General features: G+C 64.9%; 26 protein-coding genes and 2 pseudogenes. 14 read left to right on the top strand and 14 right to left on the bottom strand.

Annotation, left to right across the window (positions count from 1 at the left end):
- Positions 1-161: 161 nt before the first annotated feature.
- The 3 genes and pseudogenes from K5658_RS20215 to K5658_RS24240 form a co-directional block, all read right to left on the bottom strand.
- Complete coding sequence (locus K5658_RS20215; protein ID WP_221064850.1) at positions 162-674, bottom strand: GNAT family N-acetyltransferase; 513 nt, start codon at positions 672-674, stop codon at positions 162-164.
- A complete protein-coding gene (locus tag K5658_RS20210; protein WP_221064849.1) occupies positions 667-954 on the bottom strand; it encodes a type II toxin -antitoxin system TacA 1-like antitoxin in 288 nt (95 codons plus the stop codon). The genes K5658_RS20215 and K5658_RS20210 overlap by 8 nt, the downstream gene beginning before the upstream one ends.
- Before the next feature lie 154 nt (positions 955-1,108).
- Positions 1,109-1,375, bottom strand: a pseudogene (locus tag K5658_RS24240) (Lcl C-terminal domain-containing protein); the annotation flags it as partial.
- A 73-nt stretch (positions 1,376-1,448) separates the two neighbouring features.
- Here K5658_RS24240 and K5658_RS20200 point away from each other — a divergent pair.
- Both K5658_RS20200 and K5658_RS20195 read left to right on the top strand, forming a co-directional pair.
- Positions 1,449-1,997 carry a helix-turn-helix domain-containing protein gene (locus K5658_RS20200; RefSeq protein WP_221064013.1) on the top strand — a complete coding sequence of 183 codons (549 nt, stop codon included), beginning with the start codon at positions 1,449-1,451 and terminating at the stop codon, positions 1,995-1,997.
- A 17-nt stretch (positions 1,998-2,014) separates the two neighbouring features.
- Entirely contained in the window at positions 2,015-2,563 is a 549-nt protein-coding gene (locus tag K5658_RS20195; protein ID WP_246628667.1) for a transposase, read from the top strand.
- Between the two features lie 27 nt (positions 2,564-2,590).
- Here K5658_RS20195 and K5658_RS20190 read toward each other — a convergent pair whose 3' ends face one another.
- The 4 genes from K5658_RS20190 to K5658_RS20175 form a co-directional block, all read right to left on the bottom strand.
- On the bottom strand, positions 2,591-3,286 hold the full coding sequence (locus K5658_RS20190) for a hypothetical protein (protein WP_221064848.1): 696 nt from the start codon (positions 3,284-3,286) through the stop codon (positions 2,591-2,593).
- 57 nt (positions 3,287-3,343) lie between these two features.
- Positions 3,344-4,339, bottom strand: a complete 996-nt coding sequence (mch, locus tag K5658_RS20185) for a methenyltetrahydromethanopterin cyclohydrolase (protein ID WP_221064847.1) — start codon at positions 4,337-4,339, stop codon at positions 3,344-3,346.
- 142 nt (positions 4,340-4,481) lie between these two features.
- Positions 4,482-5,615 carry an ATP-grasp domain-containing protein gene (locus K5658_RS20180; protein WP_221064846.1) on the bottom strand — a complete coding sequence of 378 codons (1,134 nt, stop codon included), beginning with the start codon at positions 5,613-5,615 and terminating at the stop codon, positions 4,482-4,484.
- A 9-nt stretch (positions 5,616-5,624) separates the two neighbouring features.
- On the bottom strand, positions 5,625-6,617 hold the full coding sequence (locus tag K5658_RS20175) for a beta-ribofuranosylaminobenzene 5'-phosphate synthase family protein (RefSeq protein WP_221064845.1): 993 nt from the start codon (positions 6,615-6,617) through the stop codon (positions 5,625-5,627).
- Positions 6,618-6,870: 253 nt separating this feature from the next.
- On the opposite strand from K5658_RS20175, the gene K5658_RS20170 reads away from it, so the two are divergent.
- From K5658_RS20170 to K5658_RS20160, 4 genes and pseudogenes are all read left to right on the top strand, one after another.
- Positions 6,871-8,148 (top strand): formylmethanofuran dehydrogenase subunit B, encoded by a 1,278-nt coding sequence (locus tag K5658_RS20170; protein ID WP_221064844.1) that lies wholly within the window; start codon positions 6,871-6,873, stop codon positions 8,146-8,148.
- 51 nt (positions 8,149-8,199) lie between these two features.
- Positions 8,200-8,493: pseudogene (locus K5658_RS24090) on the top strand (Uma2 family endonuclease); the annotation flags it as partial.
- 43 nt (positions 8,494-8,536) lie between these two features.
- A complete protein-coding gene (locus tag K5658_RS24085) occupies positions 8,537-8,770 on the top strand; it encodes a hypothetical protein (RefSeq protein WP_343223323.1) in 234 nt (77 codons plus the stop codon).
- A 22-nt stretch (positions 8,771-8,792) separates the two neighbouring features.
- On the top strand, positions 8,793-11,342 hold the full coding sequence (locus K5658_RS20160) for an arylsulfatase (RefSeq protein WP_221064843.1): 2,550 nt from the start codon (positions 8,793-8,795) through the stop codon (positions 11,340-11,342).
- On the opposite strand, the gene lipA is transcribed toward K5658_RS20160, so the two are convergent.
- The 7 genes from lipA to mltB all read right to left on the bottom strand — a co-directional run bounded on the left by lipA (position 11,332) and on the right by mltB (position 18,395).
- Positions 11,332-12,327 (bottom strand): lipoyl synthase, encoded by a 996-nt coding sequence (gene lipA / locus K5658_RS20155; protein ID WP_246628519.1) that lies wholly within the window; start codon positions 12,325-12,327, stop codon positions 11,332-11,334. The genes K5658_RS20160 and lipA overlap by 11 nt on opposite strands.
- A gap of 86 nt (positions 12,328-12,413) precedes the next feature.
- A complete protein-coding gene (gene lipB, locus K5658_RS20150; protein ID WP_221064841.1) occupies positions 12,414-13,028 on the bottom strand; it encodes a lipoyl(octanoyl) transferase LipB in 615 nt (204 codons plus the stop codon).
- Complete coding sequence (gene mgtE / locus K5658_RS20145) at positions 13,025-14,467, bottom strand: magnesium transporter (RefSeq protein ID WP_221064840.1); 1,443 nt, start codon at positions 14,465-14,467, stop codon at positions 13,025-13,027. Before mgtE ends, lipB begins: the two co-directional genes overlap by 4 nt.
- Before the next feature lie 66 nt (positions 14,468-14,533).
- Positions 14,534-14,797, bottom strand: a complete 264-nt coding sequence (locus tag K5658_RS20140; RefSeq protein ID WP_221064839.1) for a YbeD family protein — start codon at positions 14,795-14,797, stop codon at positions 14,534-14,536.
- 143 nt (positions 14,798-14,940) lie between these two features.
- Complete coding sequence (locus K5658_RS20135) at positions 14,941-15,789, bottom strand: D-amino acid aminotransferase (RefSeq protein WP_221064838.1); 849 nt, start codon at positions 15,787-15,789, stop codon at positions 14,941-14,943.
- Positions 15,790-15,800: 11 nt separating this feature from the next.
- Positions 15,801-16,967, bottom strand: a complete 1,167-nt coding sequence (locus tag K5658_RS20130; RefSeq protein WP_221064837.1) for a D-alanyl-D-alanine carboxypeptidase family protein — start codon at positions 16,965-16,967, stop codon at positions 15,801-15,803.
- Positions 16,968-17,177: 210 nt separating this feature from the next.
- Positions 17,178-18,395, bottom strand: a complete 1,218-nt coding sequence (mltB, locus tag K5658_RS20125) for a lytic murein transglycosylase B (RefSeq protein ID WP_221064836.1) — start codon at positions 18,393-18,395, stop codon at positions 17,178-17,180.
- A 201-nt stretch (positions 18,396-18,596) separates the two neighbouring features.
- Here mltB and mmoX point away from each other — a divergent pair, with 201 nt between their 5' ends.
- From mmoX to groEL, 8 genes are all read left to right on the top strand, one after another.
- Positions 18,597-20,183: an aromatic/alkene monooxygenase hydroxylase subunit alpha gene (gene mmoX / locus K5658_RS20120; protein WP_221064835.1), complete on the top strand. Its 1,587-nt coding sequence runs from the start codon at positions 18,597-18,599 to the stop codon at positions 20,181-20,183.
- Between the two features lie 172 nt (positions 20,184-20,355).
- Positions 20,356-21,525, top strand: coding sequence for an aromatic/alkene monooxygenase hydroxylase subunit beta (gene mmoY / locus K5658_RS20115; protein WP_221064834.1), 1,170 nt, complete (start codon positions 20,356-20,358; stop codon positions 21,523-21,525).
- A gap of 25 nt (positions 21,526-21,550) precedes the next feature.
- Positions 21,551-21,976 carry a methane monooxygenase regulator MmoB gene (mmoB, locus tag K5658_RS20110; protein ID WP_221064833.1) on the top strand — a complete coding sequence of 142 codons (426 nt, stop codon included), beginning with the start codon at positions 21,551-21,553 and terminating at the stop codon, positions 21,974-21,976.
- 11 nt (positions 21,977-21,987) lie between these two features.
- On the top strand, positions 21,988-22,494 hold the full coding sequence (gene mmoZ, locus K5658_RS20105) for an aromatic/alkene monooxygenase hydroxylase subunit gamma (protein WP_221064832.1): 507 nt from the start codon (positions 21,988-21,990) through the stop codon (positions 22,492-22,494).
- A 207-nt stretch (positions 22,495-22,701) separates the two neighbouring features.
- Positions 22,702-22,983 (top strand): hypothetical protein, encoded by a 282-nt coding sequence (locus K5658_RS20100; protein WP_221064831.1) that lies wholly within the window; start codon positions 22,702-22,704, stop codon positions 22,981-22,983.
- Between the two features lie 47 nt (positions 22,984-23,030).
- Positions 23,031-24,134 carry an aromatic/alkene monooxygenase hydroxylase FAD-binding subunit MmoC gene (gene mmoC / locus K5658_RS20095; protein ID WP_221064830.1) on the top strand — a complete coding sequence of 368 codons (1,104 nt, stop codon included), beginning with the start codon at positions 23,031-23,033 and terminating at the stop codon, positions 24,132-24,134.
- Between the two features lie 14 nt (positions 24,135-24,148).
- On the top strand, positions 24,149-24,457 hold the full coding sequence (locus tag K5658_RS20090; RefSeq protein WP_085215937.1) for a hypothetical protein: 309 nt from the start codon (positions 24,149-24,151) through the stop codon (positions 24,455-24,457).
- Between the two features lie 96 nt (positions 24,458-24,553).
- Entirely contained in the window at positions 24,554-26,236 is a 1,683-nt protein-coding gene (gene groEL, locus K5658_RS20085) for a chaperonin GroEL (protein WP_221064829.1), read from the top strand.
- Positions 26,237-26,363 lie beyond the last annotated feature (127 nt).

Below are 26,363 nucleotides of genomic sequence, written 5' to 3'. Positions count from 1 at the left end.
ACTGTTCCGCTGCCGTGTCTTGTGCCGAGTCCGACAGGGATTCCAGCATTTTTACAACGGTGGCTATGGTTTCGGATAACATGGCTAAACCTCAGTATGGCGGCGGTTTGGTTGGCAAGTTAAGCCGGATTTCCGCTAACGCCTCAATCCCGCCTACGGCTTTAAATGGTTTGGTTGGATAGTACTTCAGACAAGCTGCCAAACGGTATGTAAAGCTGCAAAGGATGGGATCGCAAAGGGATAAAACCATGCCTCTGATAAAACAACGCGGCGTTATCATCTTTTGCATCGACAAATAAGGCGACCGCTCCGACAATGTCATATACCAAGTGGGCACGGGTAAAAGCTTCGATCAATAAGACTTTTCCAACCCCCTTGTTTTGATGGGATTTTGCGACGGCTAGCCGAGCCAGCTTAACGGCTGGCAGGCCATGGATGGGCATTTTCTTGGCGATTTCTTCTGGGAGTAGGTTGCGATTAATCTCGCACGAAGCGAGCGTGAAGAAGCCGATGATAGATTCCGGTATCGCTTCGTCCACCATGGCAAAGGTTTTCGATAAACCCTTTTGATTGTGTTGCTGCGCGATTTTTGCCAAATATTCGTTTAACGCGGGCACACCGCAGTCAAAATCACCGCGACGATGGTGCCGGTCCAATACTTCGATTTTACGCATCGCCGAGCATTTGCCTGTGCAGCCTGGCAGCTTCTTTCAACGCCGCATTCGGTTTGGGTGGATGCTCCAAAGCATCGAGGAATTCTTGCATATCGCCCGGTTGCAAATGGATGGCCCGCTCTTGCGCTAGTATGGCCTGTTCCTGAATATCGGCCATATCCTGCGGTGTGTTGGATATTTTGAGTAGGGTCGTTAGGCGCAACAGCGTTTCCACGGCTTCAAATGACAAGCCATGGATTTCTTGCATTAGCTGGTTTTCGAGTTCGGCTTTGGTCATCATCGTATCTCCTGATGAGGATGAACTATGCAGGCCGGTCACGCAAATGAGGTTTACGCCGGGTCCGGCAGGGATTCCAGCATGTGGCAGCGGTTCGGTTAGCAAACGCTGGGTTTCTGCTAGCACAGCAAATTAGCTTACGCGATAGCTTAATTATTTATTGTTTGCCCCGCACGAGGCGTACATGTCCAGGCCATTCCCTTTTCATATACTCAATCCTGCCTTTTTCAAAGTTCACAATATAAGCATTAGAATTGTTTCTAGGTGTAGAAGACCAAAAATTTCCATGATTATTGATAAATACTTTATTGTTTATGAAGTTGTTCATGTTTTCATTAGTTGCGTCAAGTATCGTTGCTAGTTCGTCAATGGTTGGTATTCTCCAATCAGCAAAGCCATCGTATCCTTCAGCGTTAAATTCTTCATAATACTTACTCCCTTCCCGTCTAAAGAACGACTAAGCTTATAGGCAATCGAACTGGACTGGGAAAGGCACGATGAACCGCTGTATCCGCATCCAACGGCTGGCCCCGCAGGACCGCGAACGGTGGCAGGCGCTGTTCTACCGCCACCAGCAGCAAAGCCGACGGCGAAGGCTGCTGGCCTTGAAGGCCCTGTGGGACGGCGAGAGCATGGCCGGGGTCTGCCGCAGCCAGGGAGTCCAGCGCAAGACGCTGGAGAAGTGGCTGGACAGCTACCTGGATGGTGGCTTCGACGCCCTGCTGGCCCCGCAAAGGCGGCCCCGCCCGCAAGCCCTGAACCCGCAGCGGCGCAAGGTCCTGCGCTACATCCTGCTCCACAAGACGCCGGCGGACTATGGCATCGACAGTTACCAATGGACGGCGGCCCACGTCCAGGGTTTGCTCGTTAAGAAGTGGGGCCTGCCGCTGAGCGCCAACCGGCTTTACGAAATCTTCGACGAACTGGGCCTCTCCCACCAGCGCGCCCACCGCGACTACGGCCCCGCCCAGCCCGCCGAGCGGGCCGGCTTCGTGGAGGCGCTCGAAAAAAAACCGCCGAGGCCGACCCCGGCACCGCCCTCGTAGCCCTCGACGAGTTCGCGCTGCTGTCCACGACCTGCACCCACTACGCCTGGGCGGAGAAGAACACCGCCCCGGCGCCGCCGAGCAACGAGAAGCGGCGGGAGAAGCTGAACGGTTTCCTGGCCCTGGACCTGGGCAGCGGCCAGACCACCGTGGACTTCCAACCCCAGGCCAAAACCCCGAACGCCGTTTACGTCATCGCCCTGATCGTCCTGCGCTACGCCAGCCTGGGCTACCAAAGGATTCTGTTCATCCTCGACAACTGCTCCATCCACAACGACTCCATGAAGGCCGCTCTGGCCGAGTTGCTGGCGGAAATCCCCCTGGCCCAGGGCATCGCCGTGCACTTCCTCCACACCCCGGCCTACTCCCCCAAGTTCAACCCGGCCGAATACCTCATCCGCCTCGTCAGGAAGAACTCCCTCTACCACCTGCCCCATGCCATGACCGTCCAGCAGCGGGCCGAGCGCGTCCATCGGCACTTGGCCCAGGCCCCTCCCCAAACACCCCAGCAGGTCAAGAACATTCTCAGCCATATCTACCGCCTGCCAAAAAGTGGGTGGTCTTAGGGCGGGAAGGGAGTAAAGCCGGTGGTTTCAACCTTGTGATGGACAATGAAACATCATTTCCTTGCGGGTTACGTCGCTAACAATGGTCGCCAGATGTAGCGGGGCCAGCACATTCTCAAGCTGTTTTACTTCGGTATCGAATACCTCAGACTTGAAGAACTTGCCATAAAACTCCACCGCATAATCCGACTGTGCGGGATAATGCCTTTCTAGGAAGCCCTTGAGTTTGCCGTGTATCTCTTTGCCCAAATCATGCCGGAACGACGCCGGGCAAGATTCGCTGACATCCGGGGGAGAAACCACCATCAACAAGCGGGCTTGGGCTTTTGATTCCGCTGTTTGGGATAACATGGTAAGGGTTTCCTGACGGCTTAAAACCCCCGGCCAATGCTGATTGTCATAATTCGCCTGGATTTCTTGAATCCGCAATTCGACTTCCTGCTGTTGCGCGGTACGCAAATGCGCCAGATATTCCCACCTTAACTCGGTTTTCACGGCAAGCGCTTGCTTTTCCAAAGCCAAGCGCTGCTCTTGAATGGCGAGATTGTCTTCGTGCTGTCTGGAGAGTTGAGTTAATTGGCCGCGCACGGCGAGATACTGATTTTCGGCGGGCGTGGTTGGACCGCTTTCCATCCGCTTCATGGCCTTGTGGCCTAGCACATGACCCGCAACACGGGTGGCAACGTCTTTCAGCATTTCGATAGCAACGCCAAGTAAGCTCATGGGAGGCTCTCCAGATGGGTGTCGATGGTTACAAAAACAGTAGTCGCAGCGACAAACTTATTCCCCGAACGACCTTTCCAGCAACTCCTCGTCCAACTTCCCGGCATGGAAGCTCCGCCCCGATTCCACGGCGGTGACGATCACCTGGGCCGGGCTGAACAACATCGGATCGACCTTGAAGAAATCGTATTTGTATTCCTTGAACACCTCGGCGAAGGGCTTGCCGTAGTCGCGGGAAGTGGAACTCGGCAGTTCGTGGGCCAAACTCTCGGCGGCCTCGTCGCCGCCCTTGACGAACAGATGCGCCGTGCCGCCGAACAGGATGGCGTCGTTGGTGCGGCCCATGGCCTTCACGAAATTGGGATGCGGCGGCGGCACCGGCGCGGAGGCGCTGCCGTCGATGATATGCCCCAAGGGGAAATGCAGCGAATGGGCCTTGTGCAGCGCCACTTCCAACACCCGCCCGACCACTTGCATCGACCCGGCCAGGCTGGAAGTCGGGGTCAGGATCACATGCACGCTGTCGGTTTCGACCTTGCAGGCGCGGGCGATCTTCTGGATCAGCTCGACCGGCGGCACCTTGTCCACTTCCATGACGATGGCGGTTTCGCCATGTACGTCGCGGTAGCCCAGTTCCTCGAACAATTCCTCGACCGGCTTTTCCACGCCGTCCTTGAGCTTGGTCGCCATGGCGCGGGCCGGGCCGGAACCCAGGGCGTAGAACGCGCCCTTGCCCTCGCCGTGGGACAGGCTCCAGCCGGCGTATTGGCTGCCGAGGCAGGCCATGACCGGGTTGGAACTATGCACGTTGACGCTGACCGGCCAGCGCGGGAAGGCCGGGTTGTGGGTCAGGGTCACGGTGCCGAGGCCGCCCATGCAGACTTCCGCGATCAAGCGCCCGGCTTCCAGGCCGCCCACGGCGTCGATGCCGGCGTCGATGACGGTGCAGCCGTTGCCGAGCCGCTCGACTTTCAGCCTGAGCTTGCCGGCGTTGGCGATCATGTGTTTGACGATGGGCAATGCGAGCGCGTTGACGCTGACCTTGGTCTGCATGGTTTTCTCCTGGCTATGCATGGATGGGTGGGGCGATCGACCGCTTCCGGTGGTTGGGCTCCCGGAAGGCGGTGCTGGGAAATCGGGGTCGGGGTGGGTGGCGGAACGCTGGGGTTTGTGTCGGTGGCATCGGGGTCGGGGTCTAGCGTGCGCGGTCCAGCCATTGGATCAATCCGGCCTCGCGCTGCCGGATCGTCTCTTCCACTTGTTCGGGGTCGGAACCCGCGGCTTCGACCGTGCAGAGGGGTTCGCCGGTTTTGACGAAGGTGCCCGGCATGGGGCGGTCGGCGCACCACCCGGGCCAAATCCACTCATCGGGCGCGGTCCAGTCGCGGGGGGCGAACACCGCTTTGCTGGCCCGCACGGTGTCGCCGGCCTGCCAGGGTTCGCCCAATATGCCCCGGCAGGCCCGGATATGGCGGGCCAACAGCCCTTCCGGGAAATCCGCGTCGTAGAGTCCCAAGGTGGCGCTGGGTCTTGGGTTGATTTCCAGCACCCGGCACACCGGGCCGTCCGCGATGAAATCCAGGCTGTTCAGACCCCGCAGTCCCGTGGCCCGCACCAAACGGGCGATGATCGCGGCGACCTGCGCCCGCTGCGCCCGGTCCAGTCCGGCCCGGTTCATGGCCCCGGCAAATAAAAACGGCTGGCCGGGAAGGCGAGCCGTCCATAGGGTGTTGAAGCCGACGATGCGGGCGTTCGCGCCATCGGCCAGGAACAGGGCGGACAGCGGCGGGCCGTCCACATACCGCTGATAATACCGATCCGGGTCGTCCCCTTGCGCTTGGGCGCAGAAGACTACACCCTTGCCCCCCTCGCCGCAACCGGGCTTGGCGAGCCAGCCCTGTGGCGGCTCGGGCGGCTCGAAGCGGGTTGCGGGATGGGGAATATCGAGCTGGCGCAGTAGCGCGAAAAAGCGCCGGGGCGATTTGATGAGCCGCAAGCTGTCCGGGGCGTTGCCGTAGACCGTGCGGCCCGAAGACAAGCGTTCCAATAGCTCCGGGGCGAGGTCCAGCCCGCTGCCATAGACCAGGGCGTAGCCGGACTCCGCCGGCGCGAGCCGGGCGGCGTTATCCAGCAGGGCGGCGGGGTCCAGCCCGATGGGGGCGGGCGGGATGGCGGCGGCGGTTTGGGCCTGGGCGCGGGTGTCCTGGTCGGCGTAGAGGTCGAGGACCACCGGGCGGATTCCGGCGCGGGCGGCGGAGCGCGCCAACATCCGCCCGCCACAGGCCGCGATCAGCAGGCGCTCGGGCAAATCGGGCGGGACGGCGGACACGGGATCGGATTAGCGGGCGGTGGAATCCAGGGGTTCCACGCTGATTTCCGCGCCGCGGCCCCGGGCGGTGCCCAGCAGGAATTGCAGTTCGCCACGGTGGGCGAAGCGGGCTTGGACTTCGGCCAATAACGCTTCCGCCGTCGCACCGCCCTCCACCAAGCAAAAGCCGGTCGGTCCCCAGGAGCTTTGGCCGATGCCCACCGCGCCCCGCGCCGCCAGGAACTCCAGCGCCGCGCTCACTTCCGGGCTGGTGAAGCGGCCTCCCTGGGCGGGCGCGAAATAATCGCCGACCGCCCGCTGCAATTCGGCCACCACCGCGCCGAAACCCGCGATATCGCGTTCGGCCAGGGCGGGCAAACCCTTCATCAGCAGCCAATGGCACAGCCGGGCGGCTTCCTCGGCGGGGAAGGGCGGCAAGGCCCTGAAGGCTTCGATCTCCGCCGCGCCGTGCAAGCCCTGGGCGCGGTCGTCCAGGATCAGCACGAACCGCCAGTCGGCGGGGATTTCCATCCGGGCCAGGACCGGCGGGATGCTCGTGTGTTCGCCCCGGCCGCCATCGACCACCAAGCCGCCCTGCTCGAATACCGCGATGCCGATGCCGGAACGGGCGCCGCGTTCGATCAAGGGCGCGATATCGCGGACGCCCAAGCCCAGGCCGTACAACTGGCTCAAGCCCATGCCCACGGCCAAAGCCAATTGCGTGCCCGAGCCCAAGCCCGCATGGCCGGGGATGGCTTGCTCGATGCGGATGGCAGCGGGGCAGGGCCGTCCCACGGCGCGGGCGAATTTCTGGGCGGCGGCGACGGCGCGTTCCGCGCCCGGACCCGTGGCGGTCGGCTGCGGGGCGGGTTCCAGGCTCAGGCGGGTGGCGATCTCGTTGACGCCGACGCCGATGCTGCCGAAGCGCCGCCCCAAGGAGCCGCCGATATCGAGGAAACCCATGTGCAAGCGGGCGGGGGCCATCACGCGGACGCGGCGGTTGGGGGCGGTGGGAAAGTCCATGGTCATCGGCGGGCGTGTCTATCGGGCGGCCTTGGGGCCGGTGGTTACGGGGGCGGAATCAAGGGCGGGAATGCTATGGCATGGCATCCGGTTTGTCGATCCATCGCCCGTGCCCGGCCTGTTTCCCCGGCTTGGCCCTTGGTTGAAAACCCGCCCTGGAATCCCTATTCTGTGGCGCTTCCAAGGCTCCCGGATACCCCATGGCCACCGGGTTCGCCATACCGAACAACCCCTATTCAGAGCGAGCAAGGGCATGGTCGAAAATTCCCCGTCCCAAATCTTTGAAAACGTTCCCAGCCCCTTTTGCGGCATCGCTTCGGACGACCTCAAGATCGAAGTCAGCGGCCAGCGCCTCAAGGTGCTGGAACGCGGCGACGCCGTCACCTTGGCGGGTTTCGAGTCGCCCATCGCCGATACCGTCCCCCGTGTCGATGGCGAACCCGCCACCTTGGAACAAGCCGTGGCCCGCGCCGCCGCGATCCTGGGCGCGGCCCATCTGCCGGTGTTCAGCGGTTTCGGCACCGATGTCAACGAGACCCGCGCCGCCTTGTCCTTGATCGAGCGCAGCGGCGGCGTGTTCGACCAGATGCGGGCCGAGGGCGGTTTGCGTAATTTGCTGGTGCTGGCCGATTCCGGCTGGATGGCGACCACCTTGGGCGAACTCAAGAACCGGGTGGAAGTGTTGGTGTCGTTCGGCACCGATATCGAGGCCAATTTCCCGCGTTTCTTCGAGCGCTTCATCTGGACGGAGGAAACCCTGTTCGGCGCGGAGACCTCGAAGCGCGAAATCATCTATATCGGGGCCACGCCCGGCGGCGCGGCGGCGACCGCCCCGGATGGCCGGACCCCCCAGGTGATTCCCTGCGACCGCGCCCAATTGCCCCAGGTGGCGGCGGTGTTGTCGGCCCTGGCCCAGGGCGTGGAAGTGAAGGCGGAGACGGCGGGCGGCGTGCCCGTGGACACCTTGCGCGGCGTGGTCGCCCGCTTGCGCGAAGCCGGCTACGGCGTCGTCACCTGGGCGGCGGGCCAGCTCGATTTCCCCCATGCCGAACTGGCCGTGCAGCAATTGTGCAAGGCGGTGGTCGCCCTCAACCGCCACACCCGCTGCGCCGCCCTGCCCCTGGGCGGACAGGACGGCGACCGCACCGCCAGCCAGGTCGCGGCCTGGATCAGCGGCTATCCGACGCGGGTTAGCTATGCGCGGGGCTATCCCGAATACGATCCCTACCACAACGGCGCGGCGCGGCTTTTGGCTGGAGGCGAGGCCGATGCCTTGGTGTGGGTGTCCAGCCTGGGCCTCGCGCCGCCGCCGGTCGCCGCTGTGCCGACCGTGGTGATCGGGCGCTCGGGGATGCGGTTCGGGCGGGAACCCGAGGTGTTCATCCCGGTGGGCGTGCCCGGCATCGATTTCGCGGGCCATATGTACCGCTGCGATAACGTGGTCGCCATGCCGCTCTACCAACTCCGCCAGTCCGATCTGCCCAAGGCCGCCGAGGTGTTGAAGGCCATCGAACGCGGTTTGGGCCGCTAGGCCGGGCCGGGTTTCCTTCCGGCCCTTCCTCCATTGCCGCGAGGTATTGCCATGAACGCCTACTTCCAGCCCAACCCGCCCTGGATCAGCGAGGAGGACTATCTCCAAGGCGAACTCCTCGGCGAGATCAAGCACGAGTATATCGACGGCCAGGTCTACGCTCTGGCCGGGGCCAACAAGAACCACGAGCGCATCGCGGGCAATGTGTTCGGGGAAATTAGGGCGTATCTAAAAGGCAAGCTCTGCGAACCCTTCGCTTCCGATATTAAGGTGAAGGTCGGCACCCGGTTCTTCTATCCCGATGTGAGGGCGGTCTGCGACGATCCGGGCCAGCAGGAGTATTACCCCCAGTCACCGGTGCTGATCGTCGAAGTCCTGTCCCCACAGGATGGACGAGACCATCAAGCGCCACGCCTATTTCGAGATTCCCACCCTGCGGGAATACGTCTTCATCGAACAGGATATTGTCGATGTCGAGGCCTGCCGCCCCGACGAGGGCTGGGTGTCGAACCACTATTTCATGGGCGATGTCGCGCCCTTCCAGTCCATCGGCTTGACCCTGCCGGTCGAGGAAATCTATGCGCGGGTGGTCAACGAGGATGTGCGTTTGTTCCTGGTGTAAGAGCGGCCCGGCGTTTAGGCGAATGAACGCGGAGCCTGCGGTGCGGTGGTGCTGGGTGTTGCTGCTGGTGCTGGGGGGCTGGCTGCCCGTTCCCGGCCGGGCCGAGGAGCCGGTGGGCGTGGACCTCGGGGGCAAGATCGCCGTGCGGGCCACGGACCCGGTGTTCAACCGGAAGACAGGTTATTTCGAAACCCGGCTGACCCTCATCAACCGGACCAAGCGGCGGGCTTTCTATGGTCCTTTCGGCGTGGTGTTGCGCGCCGGGGGTGCCCGGTTTGAATTCGTCCATCCCGACGGGGAATCCGCCCAGGGTTCCTATGTGTGGGTCCATCCGGCGGGCGGTGGGTTGAAGCCCGGACGCCGCCTCAAGCCGGTATGGCTAAGCTACACCGGCCCACGGCGGGCCAAGTCCAAGCCCCGTTATCTCGTGTATGGCCTGACCGCGCCCAACCGCGCCCCTGTCGCCGATGCCGGGCCGGATTTCAAGGCCGCCGTCGGCGAACGGATCGGCCTGAACGGGGCGGCGTCCCACGATCCCGACGGGCAGGCGCTCCGCTACCGCTGGCAATGGCTGGGTAAACCCGACGGCAGCCGGGCGGCGCTGGCGGACGCGCAGACCCCGGCGCCGTACTTCGTCCCCGACCTGGCCGGAACCTACCGGGCGCAACTCGTCGTGGACGACCGCATCGCCGATAGCGCCCCGGCGGCGGTGGCGGTGGCCGTTCAAAGTATGCGGCCCGCGGCCAGGGCGGCGGGGCCGGGTTCGGCCCGCTTGATCGGCACGGCGGTGGCTTTGGACGGTACCGCGTCTTCGGGGCCGCCGGGCGCTTCCCTGTCCTACCATTGGCGCTTGGACCGGCCCGAAGGTAGCCGGGCGGCGCTGGACGACCCCGCCGCCCGCGCGCCGCGCTTCACCGCCGACCTGCCGGGCACCTATACCGCGCATCTGGTGGTCAACGATGGCGTCTTGGACAGTCGGGAGGCGCGGGTCGAGAGTACGGCGGTCTGCGCCAGCGCCCTGCCCCCGGCCCCGGTCGGCGGCACGCGCACCCAGGCCGGCGGGAAGCGTCCCAACTTCGTCGTCATCCTGGCCGACGACCTGGGCTATTCCGATATCGGCAGCTTCGGCGGCGAGATCGGGACGCCCAATATCGACCGCCTGGCCCAGCAGGGCTTACGCTTCAACCAGTTCTACAACACCGCGCGCTGCTGGCCCACCCGCAGCGCCTTGCTGAGTGGATACTATCCGCAGCAAATCAGGATGGACCCGCCGAGCGGGCCGCTGCCCGCCTGGGCGCGGTTATTGCCCAGGCACCTCAAGCCTTTGGGCTACCGCTCCTACCATGCCGGCAAGTGGCATATCTTCGGTGCCCCCAAGGTCGTCGCCGACGGCGGTTTCGATCATTCCTACCAATTGCTCGATACCGACCGTTATTTTTCGCCCCTCACCCATACCCTGGACGACAAGGCCCTGCCCAAGGTCCAGGCCGGGTCTGGCTATTACGCCACCACCGCGATAGCCGACTACGGCATCCGCTGGCTGCGCGAACACGCCGCCCAAACCCCGGATCGACCTTTCTTCCTCTATCTGGCCTTCACTTCCCCGCATTTCCCCTTGCAGGCGTTGCCCGAGGATATCGCCGCCCAGAAGGATCGCTACACGCGGGGCTGGGATGCGCTGCGGGCCGAGCGCTGGGAGCGCCAACGCGCCGCTGGACTGGCCTGCGGTCTGCCGCCGCCCCGCGAACCCGGACTGGCACCACGTTACTGGAATAGCCAATGGCAAGCGGTGTTGGGGGACGGGGAGGTCGAGCGAGCGCTGGATTGGGACGGCTTGACCGATATCCAGCGGGAATTCCAGGCCACCAAGATGACTTTGCACGCGGCCATGGTGTCGCGCATGGACCGGGAGGTCGGGCGGGTGCTGGACCAGATCGAGGCCATGGGGGCCGGGGACGACACCGTGGTTTTCTTCCTGTCCGACAACGGCGCGGACGCCAGCATCCTGGTGCGCGGCGACGGCCACGACCCCGCCGCCGCGCCGGGTTCTGCCGCGAGCTTCCTCGCGTTGGGACCGGGTTGGTCCACGATGAGCAATTCGCCGTTCCGGCGGCACAAGGTCTGGGTCCACGAGGGCGGCATCTCGACGCCGCTCATCGTCCGGTGGCCCGCCGGTATCGCGGAACCGGGCGGCGTCCGCCACACCCTCGGCCATGTGGTCGATCTCGTGCCCACCCTCCTCGAACTCGCGGGCGGCAAACCGCTGGCCCCGCCCGCCGACACCGTGGCGCCGCCCATGGCGGGCACCAGCTTGGCGGCGGCGCTGGGACGGGATGTGGGCGTGGCGCATCCCTATGTCTATTTCAGCCACGAGGGCAACCGGGCGCTACGCCTAGACCATTGGAAGCTGGTTTCGGCGCGGGAGGACGGCGGCGCTTGGCAGCTTTACGACCTGGATTACGACCGCTCCGAGTTGAACGATCTGGCGGCGCAATATCCCGACCGGGTCAAGCAAATGGCGGATTTCTGGCAGGCGCGGGACGCCGAGTTCAAGGCCCAGGCTAACCAGTAGGCCCGGCCCGGTCCCGCGCCAAGGCTTCGGCCTGTTGATCGGCATGGTAGGACGAACGCACCAGCGGGGCGCTCGCCACCGCCGAGAATCCCATCCCCCGTGCCAGTTCCCCCAAGCCCGCGAATTCCTCCGGGGTCGCGTACCGCGCCACCGGCAGGTGTTCGGCGCTGGGTTGCAGGTATTGTCCCAGGGTCAGCATATCGCAGCCGTGTCCGCGCAAATCCCGCAAAACCTCCTCGATTTCCTCCAAAGTTTCCCCTAAGCCCAGCATCAGGCCGGATTTGGTCGGCACGCCCGGATGCTTTTGCTTGAACCGCGCCAGCAAGGCCAGCGAACCCCGGTAATCGGCACCGGGCCGGGCGGCTTTGTAGAGGCGCGGCACGGTTTCCAGGTTGTGGTTGAACACGTCCGGCGGTTCTTGGGCGAGGATGTCGAGCGCGGGTTCGATCCGGCCCCGGAAATCGGGTACCAGGATTTCGATCCGGGTGGCGGGCGAGCGCCCGCGGACGGCGCGGATGCAGGCGGCGAAATGGGCCGCGCCGCCGTCCAAGAGGTCGTCGCGGTCCACCGAGGTGACGACCACGTATTTGAGGCCCAATTCGGCGATGGTGTCGGCGAGATGGGCGGGTTCGGCGGGGTCGGGGGCGAGCGGGCGGCCATGGGCCACGTCGCAGAACGGGCAGCGCCGGGTGCAGATATCGCCCAGGATCATGAAGGTGGCGGTGCCGTGGCCGAAGCATTCCGACAAGTTGGGGCAGGCGGCTTCTTCGCAGACGCTGTGGAGGTTGCGTTCGCGCAGGGTGCGCTTGATGCGCTGGACGTTCTCGCCGCTCCCGAGGCGGACCCGGATCCAGTCGGGTTTCCTGAGCGGGGTTTCCGCCGGGACGACCTGGATGGGGATGCGCTTGAGCTTGTCGGCGTTGCGCTGGTGGTTGTCGGGGTCGAGGCGGGAGGGGGCGCGGTAGGGGTCTCGGGAGGTGGTCATGGTCGGTCGCATGAAAAAGGGTTGAGGGAGGATTGTAGGCGTTTCCATAAGGAGCGGAACTATCAGACCATGAAGCGCTTGTCGGCCTATGGCGTGAGCCGCCGTATGATCTCCCCCGCCAACGGAGCCATCACATCGGCCACCCGCGCCCCGATCCCCAGTCCCGCCAAGCTGGTGACTTCCAACCCCGCATAGCCGCAAGGATTGATGGCCGAGAACGGCGCGGGGTCCAGGTCCACGTTCAGGCTCAGGCCGTGATAACTGCATCCCCGCCGTATCCGCAGCCCCACCGAGGCGATTTTCCTGCCCTCGACATAGACGCCGGGCGCGTCGGGCCGGGCCATCGCCTTGAGCCCGTATTGCGCCAACAGGCCGATGGCGGCGTTTTCCATCAGGCTGACCAGGGAGCGCACGCCCAGGTGGTTGCGCTTGAGGTCGGCCAGCAGATAGGCGACCAACTGGCCGGGGCCGTGATAGGTGATTTGTCCGCCGCGGTCGGTCTTGACCACGGGAATCGGGCTGGCGCGGAGCAGGTGGGCCGGGTCGCCGTTCATCCCCAGCGTATAGACCGGCGGATGTTCCAGCAGCCAGAGTTCGTCCGGCGTGTCCGCGCCGCGGGTTTCGGTGAAGTCGCGCATGGCCCGCCAAGTGTCTTCGTAGTCCTTGAGTCCGAGCGGACGGATGAGCAAGCCTCCGCTCATGGCAAAAACACCGTCGCTAGCCCCAGGAAGATGAAGAAGCCCATGCCGTCGGTCATCGCCGTCAACAGGACGCTGGTGCCGACCGCCGGGTCGAGTCCCAGGCGGTGGCGGCCCAAGGGCACGGCCAGCCCCATGATGGCGGCGACCAGCAGGTTCAACAGCGTCGCCCCCGCCATCACGATTCCCAGATTGATATCGTGGTACAGCCCATAGGCCAGCAAGCCCAGCACCGAACCCCATACCGTGCCGTTGAGGAGGCCGATGCCGAGTTCCTTGAGCGTCAACCGCCAGACATTGCCGGGATTGATGAGTCCCAGGGCCAGCGAACGCACGATCAGCATGCTGGTCTGGTTGCCGGTGTTGCCGCCGATGCCGGCCACGATGGGCATCAGCGACGCCAGCGCCACCGTCCGCACGATGGTGTCCTCGAACATACCGATCACGCGGGTGCTGAGGAAGGCCGTGACCAGGTTGATCGCCAGCCAGAACCAGCGGTTGCGGGCGCTTTTCCATACCCCGGAGAAGATATCCTCCTCCTCCATCAACCCGGCCTCGGCCAGCCGTTCCTCGTCCGAGGCTTGGCGGATGTAATCGACGATGGCGTCCACGCCGATCCGGCCTTGCAACTTGTGGTCCCGGTCCACCACCGGCGCGGACAACAGGTCGTAGCGCTCGAAGGCGCGGGCGGCTTGGTCGGCGGCGTCGTCGAGGTGGAAATAGACCACGTCCTTGGCCATGACCTCGGCCACCGGCTTGTCCGGGCTGTGGGTCACGAGGCGCTTGAGCGACAGCACGCCCTTGAGCGCGTTGTTCTCATCGACCACGAACAGCTTGTCGGTATGCTCGGGCAATTCGCCGCGGCGGCGCAGATAGCGCAGCACCACGCCCAGGGTGACATCCTCGCGGATGGTTACCATGCCGAAATCCATCAGCGCCGCGACCGTATCCTCCTCGTGCGACAGCAGCGATTGCAGGCGCTGGCGGCCCTGGTCGTTGAGCGATTCCAGGAGTTCCTGCATCACCTCTTCCGGCAGGTCCGGGGCGAGGTCGGCGATTTCGTCGGTGTCGAGCTGCTCGGTGGCGGACAGCAGTTCCTTGGCGTCCATGTCCGAGATCAAGGTCTCGCGCACGGCGTCGGAGACATCGAGCAGGATTTGCCCGTCCTGGTCCGAGCCGACCAGGTTCCACACCGCCAGCCGGTCGTGCAGCGGCAGGGCTTCGAGGATGTAGGCGATATCCGCCGAGTGCAGCCCGTCCAGCTTGTGCTTGAGGGCGACTTGATGTTGTTTGTGCAGCAGGGTTTCCACCAGGTCGTGATGGGGCATGGCCTGCTGTTGCAGGATGGCTTCTTCCAGTTTTTGCTTGCCCAGGAGTTCGCTGATCTCGCCGAGCAGATGGCGCAGGTGTTCGTCGGGGGGCGTCGTGGTCGGTTCGGCCATGTGGAAATCCAGCCATCGGGTTGCCGTGAGGGGAAAGGGCCGCTGGCCCGGCGCGGGGGTCGCCCGTCAGAGCGCCATGACCACCTCGGGGCAGGCGCTGAGGTCGCGGTAGATGGCGTCCAGTTGGTCCTGGCTCTCGGCCTGGACCAGGAGCGTGACCGAGAGGTATTTGCCGCCCTTGCTGGGGCGGCTGGTCACGGCGGTTTCGTCCAGGTCGGGGGCGTGGCGGCGGGCGATTCCGGCCACGAGTTGCGTGAAGCCGCCGCTGTCCAGGCCGAAGGCTTTGATGGGGAATTCGCAGGGGAATTGCAGGGGGGATGCGTGGCTCATAGGGACACCTGGCTTGGGAGCGTCTTGGGAAGCGGCGGGCAAGCGCCGGTTGCGTTCGCGGTGTGGGAGCGGGACCGCCGCGTAGCGGCCCGGTGGTGCCCATGCGGGGGCGGCTGGAGACGCGGGATCCGATCCCGCCGGGCCTAGGCGGAGCGGGTGCCTTCGCGCAAGCCCTGCTTATATGCCTGATAGATTTCCTGTATCCGCCGCCACACCGGGCCGGGTTGGCCGTCGCCGACCTTCGCGCCGTCGAGTTCGGTCACGGCCAGCACTTCGCGGGTGGAACTGGTCAGCCAGATTTCCGCCGCCGCCTTGAGTTCTTCCAGGCGGATGCGGCGTTCCTGGGTCGCCAGGCCGTGTTGCCGGGCCAGTTCCAGCACCAGGTCGCGGGTGATGCCCGGCAGGATATCATGGCCCTTGGGCGGGGTGACGACACTGCCATCCTGGACGATGAACAGGTTGCTGGCCGCGCCCTCGGTGGCGAAACCGTCGCGGACCAGGATGGCCTCGGCGGCGCCCCGGTCCACCGCGTCCTGGCGCAGCAGCACGTTGGCGAGCAGGGTGGTGGCCTTGATGTGGCAGCACTGCCAGCGGATATCGTCCAGGGTCACGGCCTTGATGCCGTCCAAGGGGATCGGCGCGATGGGCGAAACCATCGCGAACACGGTCGGGCGGATCCGGGCCGGGATGGCGTGGTCGCGCTTGTCCGCCACGCCGCGGGTCACTTGCAGATAGATGTACTGGTCGCCGGGGCCGTCGATGAGCCGCTCGAAGATCGCCGCCCATTCGCCGTCGGACAGCGGCTGCGCCATGCGGATGCCCGCGAGGCTCTGGCCCAGGCGGCGCAGGTGTTCTTCCAAGCGGAACGGCCGGCCACCATAGACCGGGATCACTTCGTACACGCCATCGCCGAACAGGAAACCACGGTCCAGCACCGGGACCTTGGCTTGGTCGAGGGGCAGGTATTCGCCGTTGAGGTAAACGAGGGCCATGCCGGGGCTCCTTACTTCTTGTTGAACATGAGGAGGACTTGGTCGAACAAGCGGCGGAAGATGCCGCCTTCCTCGACCGCCTTGAGCGCCACCAAATCCTGTTGGCCCACGATCTCGTTGTTGTAGGCGACCTTGACCGAGCCCAGCTTGTCGCCCTGTTTGACCGGGGCGGCGGCGTCGGTGCCGATCTCCATCGAGGCTTTGAGGTTGTTGTACTGGCCGCGCGGGAAGGTCACGGCGAAATCGTGGCTGAGGCCGACACCGACCTTGGATTCCGCGCCTTTCCACACCCGCGCCTCGCCCAGGGGTTCGTTGGCCTTGTATAGCGCACGGGTTTCGAAGAAGCGGAAGCCGTAGTTGAGCAGGGATTGGTTGGCGTTGGCGCGGTCGTTGTCGCTCTTGGTGCCCATCACCACCGCGATCAGGCGCATATTGTCGCGCACCGCCGAAGTCACCAAACAATAGCCCGCGCCCTGGGTGTGGCCGGTCTTGACGCCGTCCACGCTGGGATCGCGCCACAACAGGCGGTTGCGGTTGGTCTGCTTGATGTTGTTGAACATGAATTCCTTGATCGAGTGCCATTTATAGTACTCGGGGAATTCCGCGATCATGGCGCGGGTCAGGATCGCCAGATCGCGGGCCGAGGCGTAATGGTCGGGGTCGGGGAGGCCCATGCTGTTCTTGTAATGGGTGTTCTTCATCCCGAGGCGCTCGGCGTTCTGGTTCATCATCTGGGCGAACACCGCTTCGTCCCCCGCCACATGCTCGGCCAGGGCCACGCTGGCGTCGTTGCCCGATTGCACGATCATCCCCTTCAAGAGGTTTTCCACCGCGATGCTGGCCCCGACCTGGGCGAACATGCGGGAGCCTTCGGTGCGCCAGGCCTTCTCGCTGACCGTGACCATGTCGTCGAGGTGCAGGTTGCCCTTGGCGAGTTCGCGGAACACCACATAGGCGGTCATGATCTTGGTCAGGCTGGCCGGTTCCAGCTTTTGGTCGGCGTTGCTCTCGGCCAGCACCCGGCCACTGTTGTAGTCGATCAGGACGAAAGCCTTGGCCCCGATATCGGGTGGCGGCGGAATGACGGGCGGGGCGGGCGGTAGGTCGGCGGCACGGGCGAGGCCGATGAATCCGAGCAGGGCGAGGAGGAGCAGCAGGCTGAACGGTGTTGATTTCACGGCTTTTTGCCTTCGTGCGGGGGGATCGGGGGAAAATGCCCGGCATTGTAGCACGCGGGGCTTTGGGGCGTGGTCGCGGGGCCGTGGGCGATTGTTGCGCGGAGGTGAATGCTGCGGCTTGCCGGTGGCGACGATCCGCCTACCGGGTTGATGATCGGCGGCGGGGGTCCGCGCCGTGGCCGGCCCGGATACCGCCGCGTTCCCTCCGGGCTACCGGCGGATGGCCCGGCTCAGTTCATAGGCCGCCATGGCGTACAGCGGGCTGTGGTTGTAGCGCATGATCGTGTCGAAATTATGGAAGGCCAGCCAATACTCCGGCCCGGTTTCCCCCGGTAAAGTCACCAAACCCGCCTTGTAATTGCCGGGGACCGGGTCCACCGGCTCCGCGCCCAGCGACACCCATTCGTTCAGGTTGTGCGAGAACTTGGGGTTCTTGCTGGCGAGTCCCGCCGCGCCGCCGTTGACCCTGGCCGGGGTGGCGATGGGTTCGCCGGTATGCCAGCCATTGGCCGAGAAATACCGCGCCACGCTGGCGATGGCGTCGGCGGGGTTGTTCCAGATATCGCGCTTGCCATCGCCGTCGCCATCGGCGGCCAGTTTGCGGTAGCTGGACGGCATGAATTGCGGCATCCCCATCGCCCCAGCGTAGGAACCGACCGGCTCCAGATAATCCATGCCCTCCTCGCGGCACAGCAGCAGGAATTGCTCCAGTTCGCCGCGGAAGAACCCCGCCCGCTTGGGATAGGCGAAGGCCAGGGTGGAAAGCGCGTCGATGACCTTGTACTTGCCGGGTTTCGCGCCATAGCTGCTCTCGACGCCGATGATGGCGGTGACGATATCCCTGGACACCCCGTAGCGGCTTTCGGCGCGGGCCAGCGCCGCCGCGTTCTGGGCCTTGAAGTCCAGACCGCCCTGGATGCGCTTGTCGGTGAGGAACAGCTTGCGGTAGTCGTACCAGGGCTTGGCCTCGTAGGGCTTGGCCATGGCGTCGAGGATGGCGGGTTGGAGGGCGGTGCGCTCGAAGGCGTTGGCCAGTGCCGCCGTGGCGAAGCCATGCTTGCGGGCCATCTCGGCGATGAAGGCGCGGACCTCGGCGCGGTTGGTGATGCCGGGTTGGGCGGGCGGCGGGGGCTCCGGGAGGGCGATGGTGGGTTCGGGGATGGGCGCGGCCGTGGTGGCGGGCGGCGGCGTGGGTTGGGGCCGGGCCGGGCTGGGTGGGCTGGGCGGCGGCGCGGTGCAGGCGTGGAGCAGCAGCGCGGTGATGGGAACGAGGGTGCGGCGGTAGGGCATGGCGGCGGGTCCGGGGCTGGCTTGGGATGGGATGCAAGGATAGCCGAGCGAGGGGGAGGGCGTCAGCACGGCGGGGAAGGCCGGGGTGGATTTGCGGTCCGGGACGACGCCCGTGCGGTTTCCAGACGGTCCGGTCAACCCGCCCCGGCGCGGCTGTCCTGATAACGGACGAATAGCCGTACACAATTCCGGGTTTAAAGATAATGCTATGATTTGAATAAGCTTTTTTTATAAAAAAAGCTGGCACGCCATTTGTTATAGATGGTGCGCGACCGGAAAGGGCGGAAGGGTCCGCCGCAGCCGGTCCGCATTCATCCATCTCATTCAGGAGAGCAACAAATGGCTATTAGCGCTGCAACCAAAGCCGCTACCGATGCCCTGGCGGCCAACCGTGCGCCCACTAGCGTCAACGCCCAAGAAGTCCACCGCTGGCTGCAAAGCTTCAACTGGGATTTCAAGAATAATAGGACCAAGTACGCCACCAAGTACAAGATGGCGAACGAGACCAAGGAACAGTTCAAGCTGATCGCCAAGGAATATGCGCGCATGGAGTCCGTCAAGGACGAGCGCCAATTCGGCAGCTTGCAGGACGCCCTGACCCGCCTGCAATCGGCGGTCCGCGTCCACCCCAAGTGGAACGAGACCATGAAGGTGGTCTCCAACTTCCTGGAAGTGGGTGAATACAACGCCATCGCCGCCACCGGCATGCTCTGGGACTCGGCCCAGGCCGCCGAGCAGAAGAACGGCTACCTGGCCCAGGTGCTGGACGAAATCCGCCACACCCACCAGTGCGCCTACGTCAACTACTACTTCGCCAAGAACGGCCAAGACCCGGCTGGCCATAACGACGCCCGCCGCACCCGGACCCTCGGCCCGCTGTGGAAAGGCATGAAGCGCGTGTTCTCCGACGGCTTCATCTCCGGCGACGCGGTGGAATGCTCCCTCAACCTGCAATTGGTCGGCGAAGCCTGCTTCACCAATCCCTTGATCGTGGCCGTGACCGAATGGGCCGCCGCCAACGGCGACGAGATCACCCCGACGGTGTTCCTCTCCATCGAGACCGACGAACTGCGCCACATGGCCAACGGCTACCAGACCGTGGTGTCCATCGCCAACGATCCGGCCTCCGCCAAGTACATGAACACCGACCTGAACAATGCGTTCTGGACCCAGCAGAAGTACTTCACCCCGGTGCTGGGCATGTTGTTCGAGTACGGCTCCAAGTTCAAGGTCGAGCCCTGGGTCAAGACCTGGAACCGCTGGGTGTACGAAGACTGGGGCGGCATCTGGATCGGCCGCCTGGGCAAGTACGGCGTGGAATCCCCGCGCAGCCTGAAGGACGCCAAGCAGGACGCTTATTGGGCGCACCACGACCTGTACCTCCTGGCCTACGCGCTGTGGCCGACCGGCTTCTTCCGCCTGGCCCTGCCGGACCAGGAGGAAATGGAATGGTACGAAGCCAACTACCCCGGCTGGTACGACCACTACGGCAAGATCTACGAGGAATGGCGCGCCCGCGGCTGCGAAGACCCGTCCTCCGGCTTCATCCCGCTGCAATGGTTCATCGAGAACAACCATCCCATCTACATCGACCGCACTTCGCAAGTGCCGTTCTGCCCGTCCCTGGCCAAGCACGCCACCAGTCTGCGCGTCCACGAGTACAACGGCCAGCTCCACACCCACGCCGACCAATGGGGCGAGCGCATGTGGCTGGCCGAGCCGGAGCGCTATGAGTGCCAGAACATCTTCGAGCAGTACGAAGGCCGCGAGCTGTCCGAGGTCATCGCCGAGCTGTGGGGCGTCCGCAGCGACGGCAAGACCCTGATCGCCCAGCCCCATGTGCGCGGCGACAAGCTGTGGACCCTGGACGACATCAAGCGGGTCGGCTGCGTGTTCTCCAACCCGGCCAAAGCCCTGAAGGCTTGAGGCGGGGCGCGGGGCTTCGGCTTGCCGAAGCCCTGCCAATCAAGGGCGCGGTCTTGCGTTCCCTGGCCACGCCCTTGTTTGGAGGGCTTTTGTTCTGCGGAACCCTTCAGGAGGGGACTGGGTGTCCACCCAGGCTCTATAACAACGATCACCTCAACCAAGAGGATTCAACATGCCATTGCTCGATGAAAAGCGCCGCGGCCTGACCGACCCGGAATGGGCCTCCGTGATTCTGAACGCCTTGCCGGCGGAGCCCCTCGACAAGCAAAACAAGATGGGCTACTTCGTCACCCCCCGCTGGAAGCGCCTGACCGAGTATGAAGCCCTGACCGTCTACGCCCAACCGAACGCCGACTGGATCGCCGGCGGTCTCGATTGGGGTGATTGGACCCAGAAATTCCACGGAGGCCGTCCCTCCTGGGGCAACGAAACCACCGAGCTCCGCACCGTGGATTGGTTCAAGCACCGCGACCCGCTGCGCCGCTGGCATGCCCCCTACGTCAAGGACAAGGCCGAGGAATGGCGCTACACCGACCGCTTCCTGCAAGGCTATTCCGCCGACGGCCAGATCCGCACCATGGATCCGTTCTGGCGCGACGAGTTCATCAACAAGTACTGGGGCGCGTTCCTGTTCAACGAGTACGGCCAGTTCAACGCCCACTCCGGCGGCGCCCGCGAGGCCCTTTCCGACACCATCCGCGTCAGCCTGACCTTCTGGGGCTTCGACAAGATCGACCTGGCCCAGATGATCCAGCTGGAACGCGGCTTCCTGGCCAAGATCGTCCCCGGCTTCGACGAATCCACCGCCGTGCCCAAGGCCGAATGGACCCAGGGCAGCGTCTACAAGAGCGCCCGCGGCACCATCGAGGCGCTATGGCAGGACGTGTTCGACTGGAACGAGAACGCCTTCTCGGTCCATGCCGTCTACGACTCGCTGTTCGGCCAGTTCGTGCGCCGCGAATTCTTCCAGCGCCTGGCCCCGAAGTTCGGCGACAACCTGACCCCGTTCTTCATCAACCAGTCCCAGACCTACTACGGCATCGCCAAGCAAGGCGTGCAGGACCTTTATTACACCTGCCTGGCCAACGATCCCGAGTTCGGCGATTACAACCGCACCGTGCTGCGCAACTGGACCGCCAAATGGCTGGAAGGCACCGTGAACGCCCTCAAGGATTTCATGGGCATCTTCGCCAAGCTGCCGGCCGGCACCACCAACAAGGAAGAAATCCAGGCGTCCCTGGAGCGGGTGATCGACGATTGGACCGCCGACCACGCCAGCCGGATCGACTTCAAGGTCGACCGCGACGCCATCGTCCGCCATGTCATGTCTGGCCTGATTTAACCGCTTGGATTTTCAGAGAGTCATTATGAGCGTTTCTAGCAATGCGTATTACGCCGGCACCACCGGCCTGAATGGCAAGGAATTCGCCGAGGCCTTCTTCGCCGACGAGAACCAGGTCGTCCATGAGAGCGACACCGTGGTGCTGGTCCTCAAGAAGTCCGACGAGATCAACACCTTCATCGAGGAAATCCTGCTCGAGGACTACAAGAAGCACGTCAACCCGACCGTCAACGTCGAGGACCGCGCCGGCTACTGGTGGATCAAGGCCAACGGCAAGATCGAGGTGGACTGCGACGAGTTGAGCGAACTGCTGGGCCGGTCCTTCAACGTCTACGACTTCCTGGTGGACGTGTCCTCCACCATCGGCCGCGCCTACACCCTGGGCAACAAGTTCACGATCACCTCGGAACTGATGGGCCTGGACCGCAAGCTCGAAGACTACCACGCCTAAGGAGACCCACCATGGCAAAGAACGGTGTACATGACAACGCAACCCGCGATGCGTGGGTCGTCAAGATCGGCCAGTTGAACACCTTGGAAAAGGCGGCGGCGGCGCTCAAGCAGTTCCGCCTCGACCATACCACCCCGTTCCGCAAGACCTACGAGCTGGACAACGATTACCTGTGGATCGAAGCCAAGCTCGAGGAGAAGGTCGCGGTGTTGAAGGCCCGCGCCTTCAACGACGAGGACTTCCGCCACAAGACCGCCTTCGGCGAATGCGCCAAGACCCTGTTGGCCGAGGCCGTCGCCAAGATGGCGGCGACCGGCGACAAATGGGAGGCGGAACGCATCCACATCAGCTTCCGGCAGGCCAACAAGCCGCCGATCATGCCGGTGAACTACTTCCTGGAGGCGGAACGGGTCCTGGGCACCAAGTTGATGGAATTGCGCAACCTCAACTATTACGACACCCCGCTGGAAGAGCTGCGCAAGCAGCGCGGCGTCAAGGTGTTGGTCGCCCCGCACTGAGCATCGCGCACCCGGCCTCCACAAGGGGGGCCGGGTTTTCCGGGACGGGTTCCGGCCCGCCCCCCACCCCGCACCAGGAGGCCACCATGCTGTCCGAACTCAAGAACATCCGTCAAATCGTCGTCGCCGCCGCCGTGTTGCTGATCGGCTCCTCGCTGGCGGTCGTGGTCACCAAGCTGCTGTGACCTTGCGGAGGAACCCCCAGCCATGACCATCGACTTCGACAATCTGGACCCGGAAGCGCTGGATTTCCTGTCGGCGCGTTCCCTCAGCCAGGTCCCGGCGGGCACGCCCCGCACCGAGCTGTTCCAGGAGGGGCGCTACGCCGCCTACGCCCAAGACCTCGGTTTCGCTTGGCGCTGGGCCATCGCCCGCGATGGCCGCGATATCCAGGAAGGCCCGGCCCTGAGCCTGGAATCCGCCCGTTTGTCCGCCCGCCGCGTGCTGGCGTTCTTCGCCCGGCTGGACAGCCCGCCGACCCCGGCCTGAGTCCGCGCCACCCTTGTTTCATCCCATGCATCCGGAGCTGAGCGCCCATGGCGGCCACCCATAGCATCAAAGTCATCACCGAGGACGGCGAGGCCGTCTATTTCGATTGCCGTCCCGACGAGGACGTCATCACGGCGGCGATCCGCCAGGATATCTACCTGATGTCGTCCTGCCGCGCGGGCGGCTGCGCCACCTGCAAGGCGTTCTGCCCGGAAGGCGATTACCGCCTGGTCGGGTGCAGCGTCCAAGCCCTGCCGCCCGAGGAGGAGGAGGACGGCCAGGTCTTGCTGTGCCGCTGCTATCCCGACAGCGATTTGGAACTGGAAGTCCCCTACACCTACAGCCGTATTTCCTTCGAGCCCGAGGCCAACGAGTTCCCCGCCGAGGTGGTCTCGGTCGGCAGGGTGTCGAGCAACGCCGTGCGCCTGCACCTGCGCCGTCCCGGCACCGGCAACGAATGCAAGGTGCGTTTCGACGCCGGCCAGTTCATGGAGCTCCAGGTGCCGGGCGGCACCGTCACCCGCGCCTATTCCCCGGCCAATATCAGCAACGACGCGGGCGACCTGGAATTCCTGATCCGGCTCCTGCCCGACGGCCTGATGTCCAACGCCCTGCGCGGCGGAGCCATCCAGCCCGGCCAGACCTTGCAGGTCAAGGGGCCGCAGGGCATCTTCGGGCTCAAGGAGAACGGCTTCCGGCCCCGTTATTTCATCGCGGGCGGCACCGGCCTGGCCCCGGTCCTGTCCATGGTCCGCCATATGAAGGAATGGGGGGCGCCGCAGCAAACCCGGCTGTACTTCGGCGTCAACACCGAGGAGGAGGTGTTCCTCCGCGCCGAACTGGAAGCGCTGGCGGCCTCGATGCCCAACCTCACGGTCAAGGTCTGCGTCTGGCGTCCGACCGACAGTTGGGACGGCGAGCGCGGCAACGCCATCGAGGTGCTGCGCCGCGACCTCGAAGCCCAACCGGCCCAGCCGGATGTCTATCTGTGCGGCCCGCCCGGCATGGTCGATGCCGCCCACGCGGTCTGCGCCGAGTTCGGCATCCCCGCCGACCAGATCTACCTGGAGAAATTCCTGCCCTCCGGGCCGTGCGGCGAAGCCTGCGATCCTACCCAGGTCCACGGCCACCACCAGCACGCCACGGCCTGAGTCCCGGAGTCCCCATGCGCCTGAGTCCCGACGACACCGAATTCCTGACCCGGATGGTGCGCCAGTTGGAGGAGAGCATCGGCCAGTTGGGCGAGCGCGATGGCCAATTGCGGCTCACCTTGCACCCGGACCGGGTCGAGCAACTCAGGGAGCTTTGGGACGGCGAATTGAGCCGGGCGGAGGAGATCGAACTCCGCGCCGGACTGGACTGGCGGGAAAGGGAGTTGCTGTGGGTCTGGGCGCGTTTGAAGCGCGCCCGCTCCGCCAGGGCCGAGGCCGGGCAGGCCATGATGCGGCGGTTCGCGCCGGAAGGCTCCGCCTGAACGGTCCCGGTCCCCACGTTCATGGTTCAAACCACAACAATCCACCGATTGAGGGAAAAATATGTTTCCGATGATCCGATTCCGGGAGTGCCCGGCATGAGCAAGCGCCTGGTGTTCGACGGCGAGGCCCGCGCCGGTATCCTCAAGGGCATCGATATCCTGGGCCGGGCGGTGGAAACCACCTATGGCTACCAAGGGCCGTGCGTCATGGTCCAGCACCGGACCCAGGGCCTGCCGCCGTTCTTCACCCGCGACGGGGTGACGGTGGCCAATTCCGTGGTGCTGGGGGACCGGCTCGCCGACCTCGGGGCCAGGATGCTGCGCGATGTGGCCAACGCCGTGTCGCGGGAGGCGGGCGACGGCACCACCACCGCCGTGGTGCTGGCCCGCGCCATCGCCCGCGGCCTCTTGCGCAGCCTCGCCGCCGGGGCCGATCCCCACCGCCTGCGCGAAGGCATGGACGCCGCCGTGAAAGTGGTCGAGGAAGACCTGCGCCGCCGCGCCCTGCCGCTGCAAGGCGATATGGCGGCCCAGGTGGCCGAGGTATCCATGCGCAAGGAAGGCCGGGTGGGCCGCCTGCTGCAACAAGCCTATGCCGAGGTCGGCCCGGATGGGGCCGTCACGGTTGCACCGGGCTGGACCCGCGAGGACACGCTGGATATCGGCGAAGGCTTCCGCTACGAACTGGGCTTCCTGTCGCCGGGTTTCGAGACCGACCCGGTGCGGCGGGCGGCGGACATCGAAGGGGCGCGGGTGCTGCTATACCACGGCACCGTGACCGATTTCATGGATTTGGTCCCGCTGCTGGAGGCGGTCAACGAGGCGGGCCAAGCCCTGGTCATCGCCTGCGACGGCATCGACGAGCGCCCGCTGCAAGGCTTGGTGATGAACGTCAAGCGCGGGGTGTTCCGCGCCCTGGCGGTCAAGGCGCCGGGCCATGGCGACCGCCGCCGCGATTGGCTGGACGATCTCGCCACCGCGACCGGGGCGCGGGTGCTGGTGCCGGAACGCGGCGACAACCTGGAGCGCGCTGCCCCGGAGGTTCTCGGCCATGCCGCCAAGGTGGTGGCCGACGCCGACAGCGCCAGCTTCATCGGCTGCGGCGGCGACCCGGACGCCGTGGCCCGGCGGGTCGCGGGTTTGGGGAAGGAGGCGGACGCGATCCGCGCCCGCAAGCCGGGCGAGGGTTCCCCCACCGGTAATCTGCACGACCTGGAAGACTTGGAAGCCCGCATCTCGGCCTTGGTCGGGCGCATCGCCACCGTGCGGGTGGGCGGCACCACCGAACCCGAGATCAAGGAACGTCTGCAACGGGCCGAGAACGCCCGCCGCTCGGTGCGGGCGGCCTTGGAAGAAGGCGTGGTGCCGGGCGGCGGCGTGGGTTTGCTCCAGGCGCGGGAAGCCTTGGGCCGTTTATTGCTGACCGATCTGGATTGGCAACGCGGCGTCGCCATCGTCTCGGAGGCATTGGAGCAGCCGTTCCGCGCCCTGGTCGGCAATGCCGGGATCAACCCGATGGCGGCCCTGGCCCGGATCGAAACCGCCGGGGACGCCCGCTTCGGCTACGACGCTTCCAGCGGCGCGTTCGGCGATTTGGTGGCGGCGGGCGTCCTGGACCCGGTCAAGGTCTTGCGCCTGGCCCTGGCCCAGGCGGCGGGCATCGCCGCCACCGTGCTGTCCAGCGGCGCGGTGGTTTTGAACGAGCAATCGGGCTTGCCGCATTTGCCGGGGTTCAGCGCGGAATGGGCCGCAGCCACCCGCGAAGACCCCAGGGCGTGATTCCGGCGGCGGGGCGGATAATTCTGCCCCGCCATTTTCAAACCAGACCGATAGCGGGAATTCCCCGAGGCCGGTATCGGTTAAGGCCCTGTGAAAACCCACGGTATCCGCCCGATTTGGCGCATAC

This window comes from Methylomagnum ishizawai, assembly GCF_019670005.1.
Taxonomy (GTDB): Bacteria; Pseudomonadota; Gammaproteobacteria; order Methylococcales; family Methylococcaceae; genus Methylomagnum; species Methylomagnum ishizawai.
The sequence above is the reverse complement of the archived record's forward strand: the minus strand, read 5'-3'. Positions and strand labels throughout refer to the sequence as shown.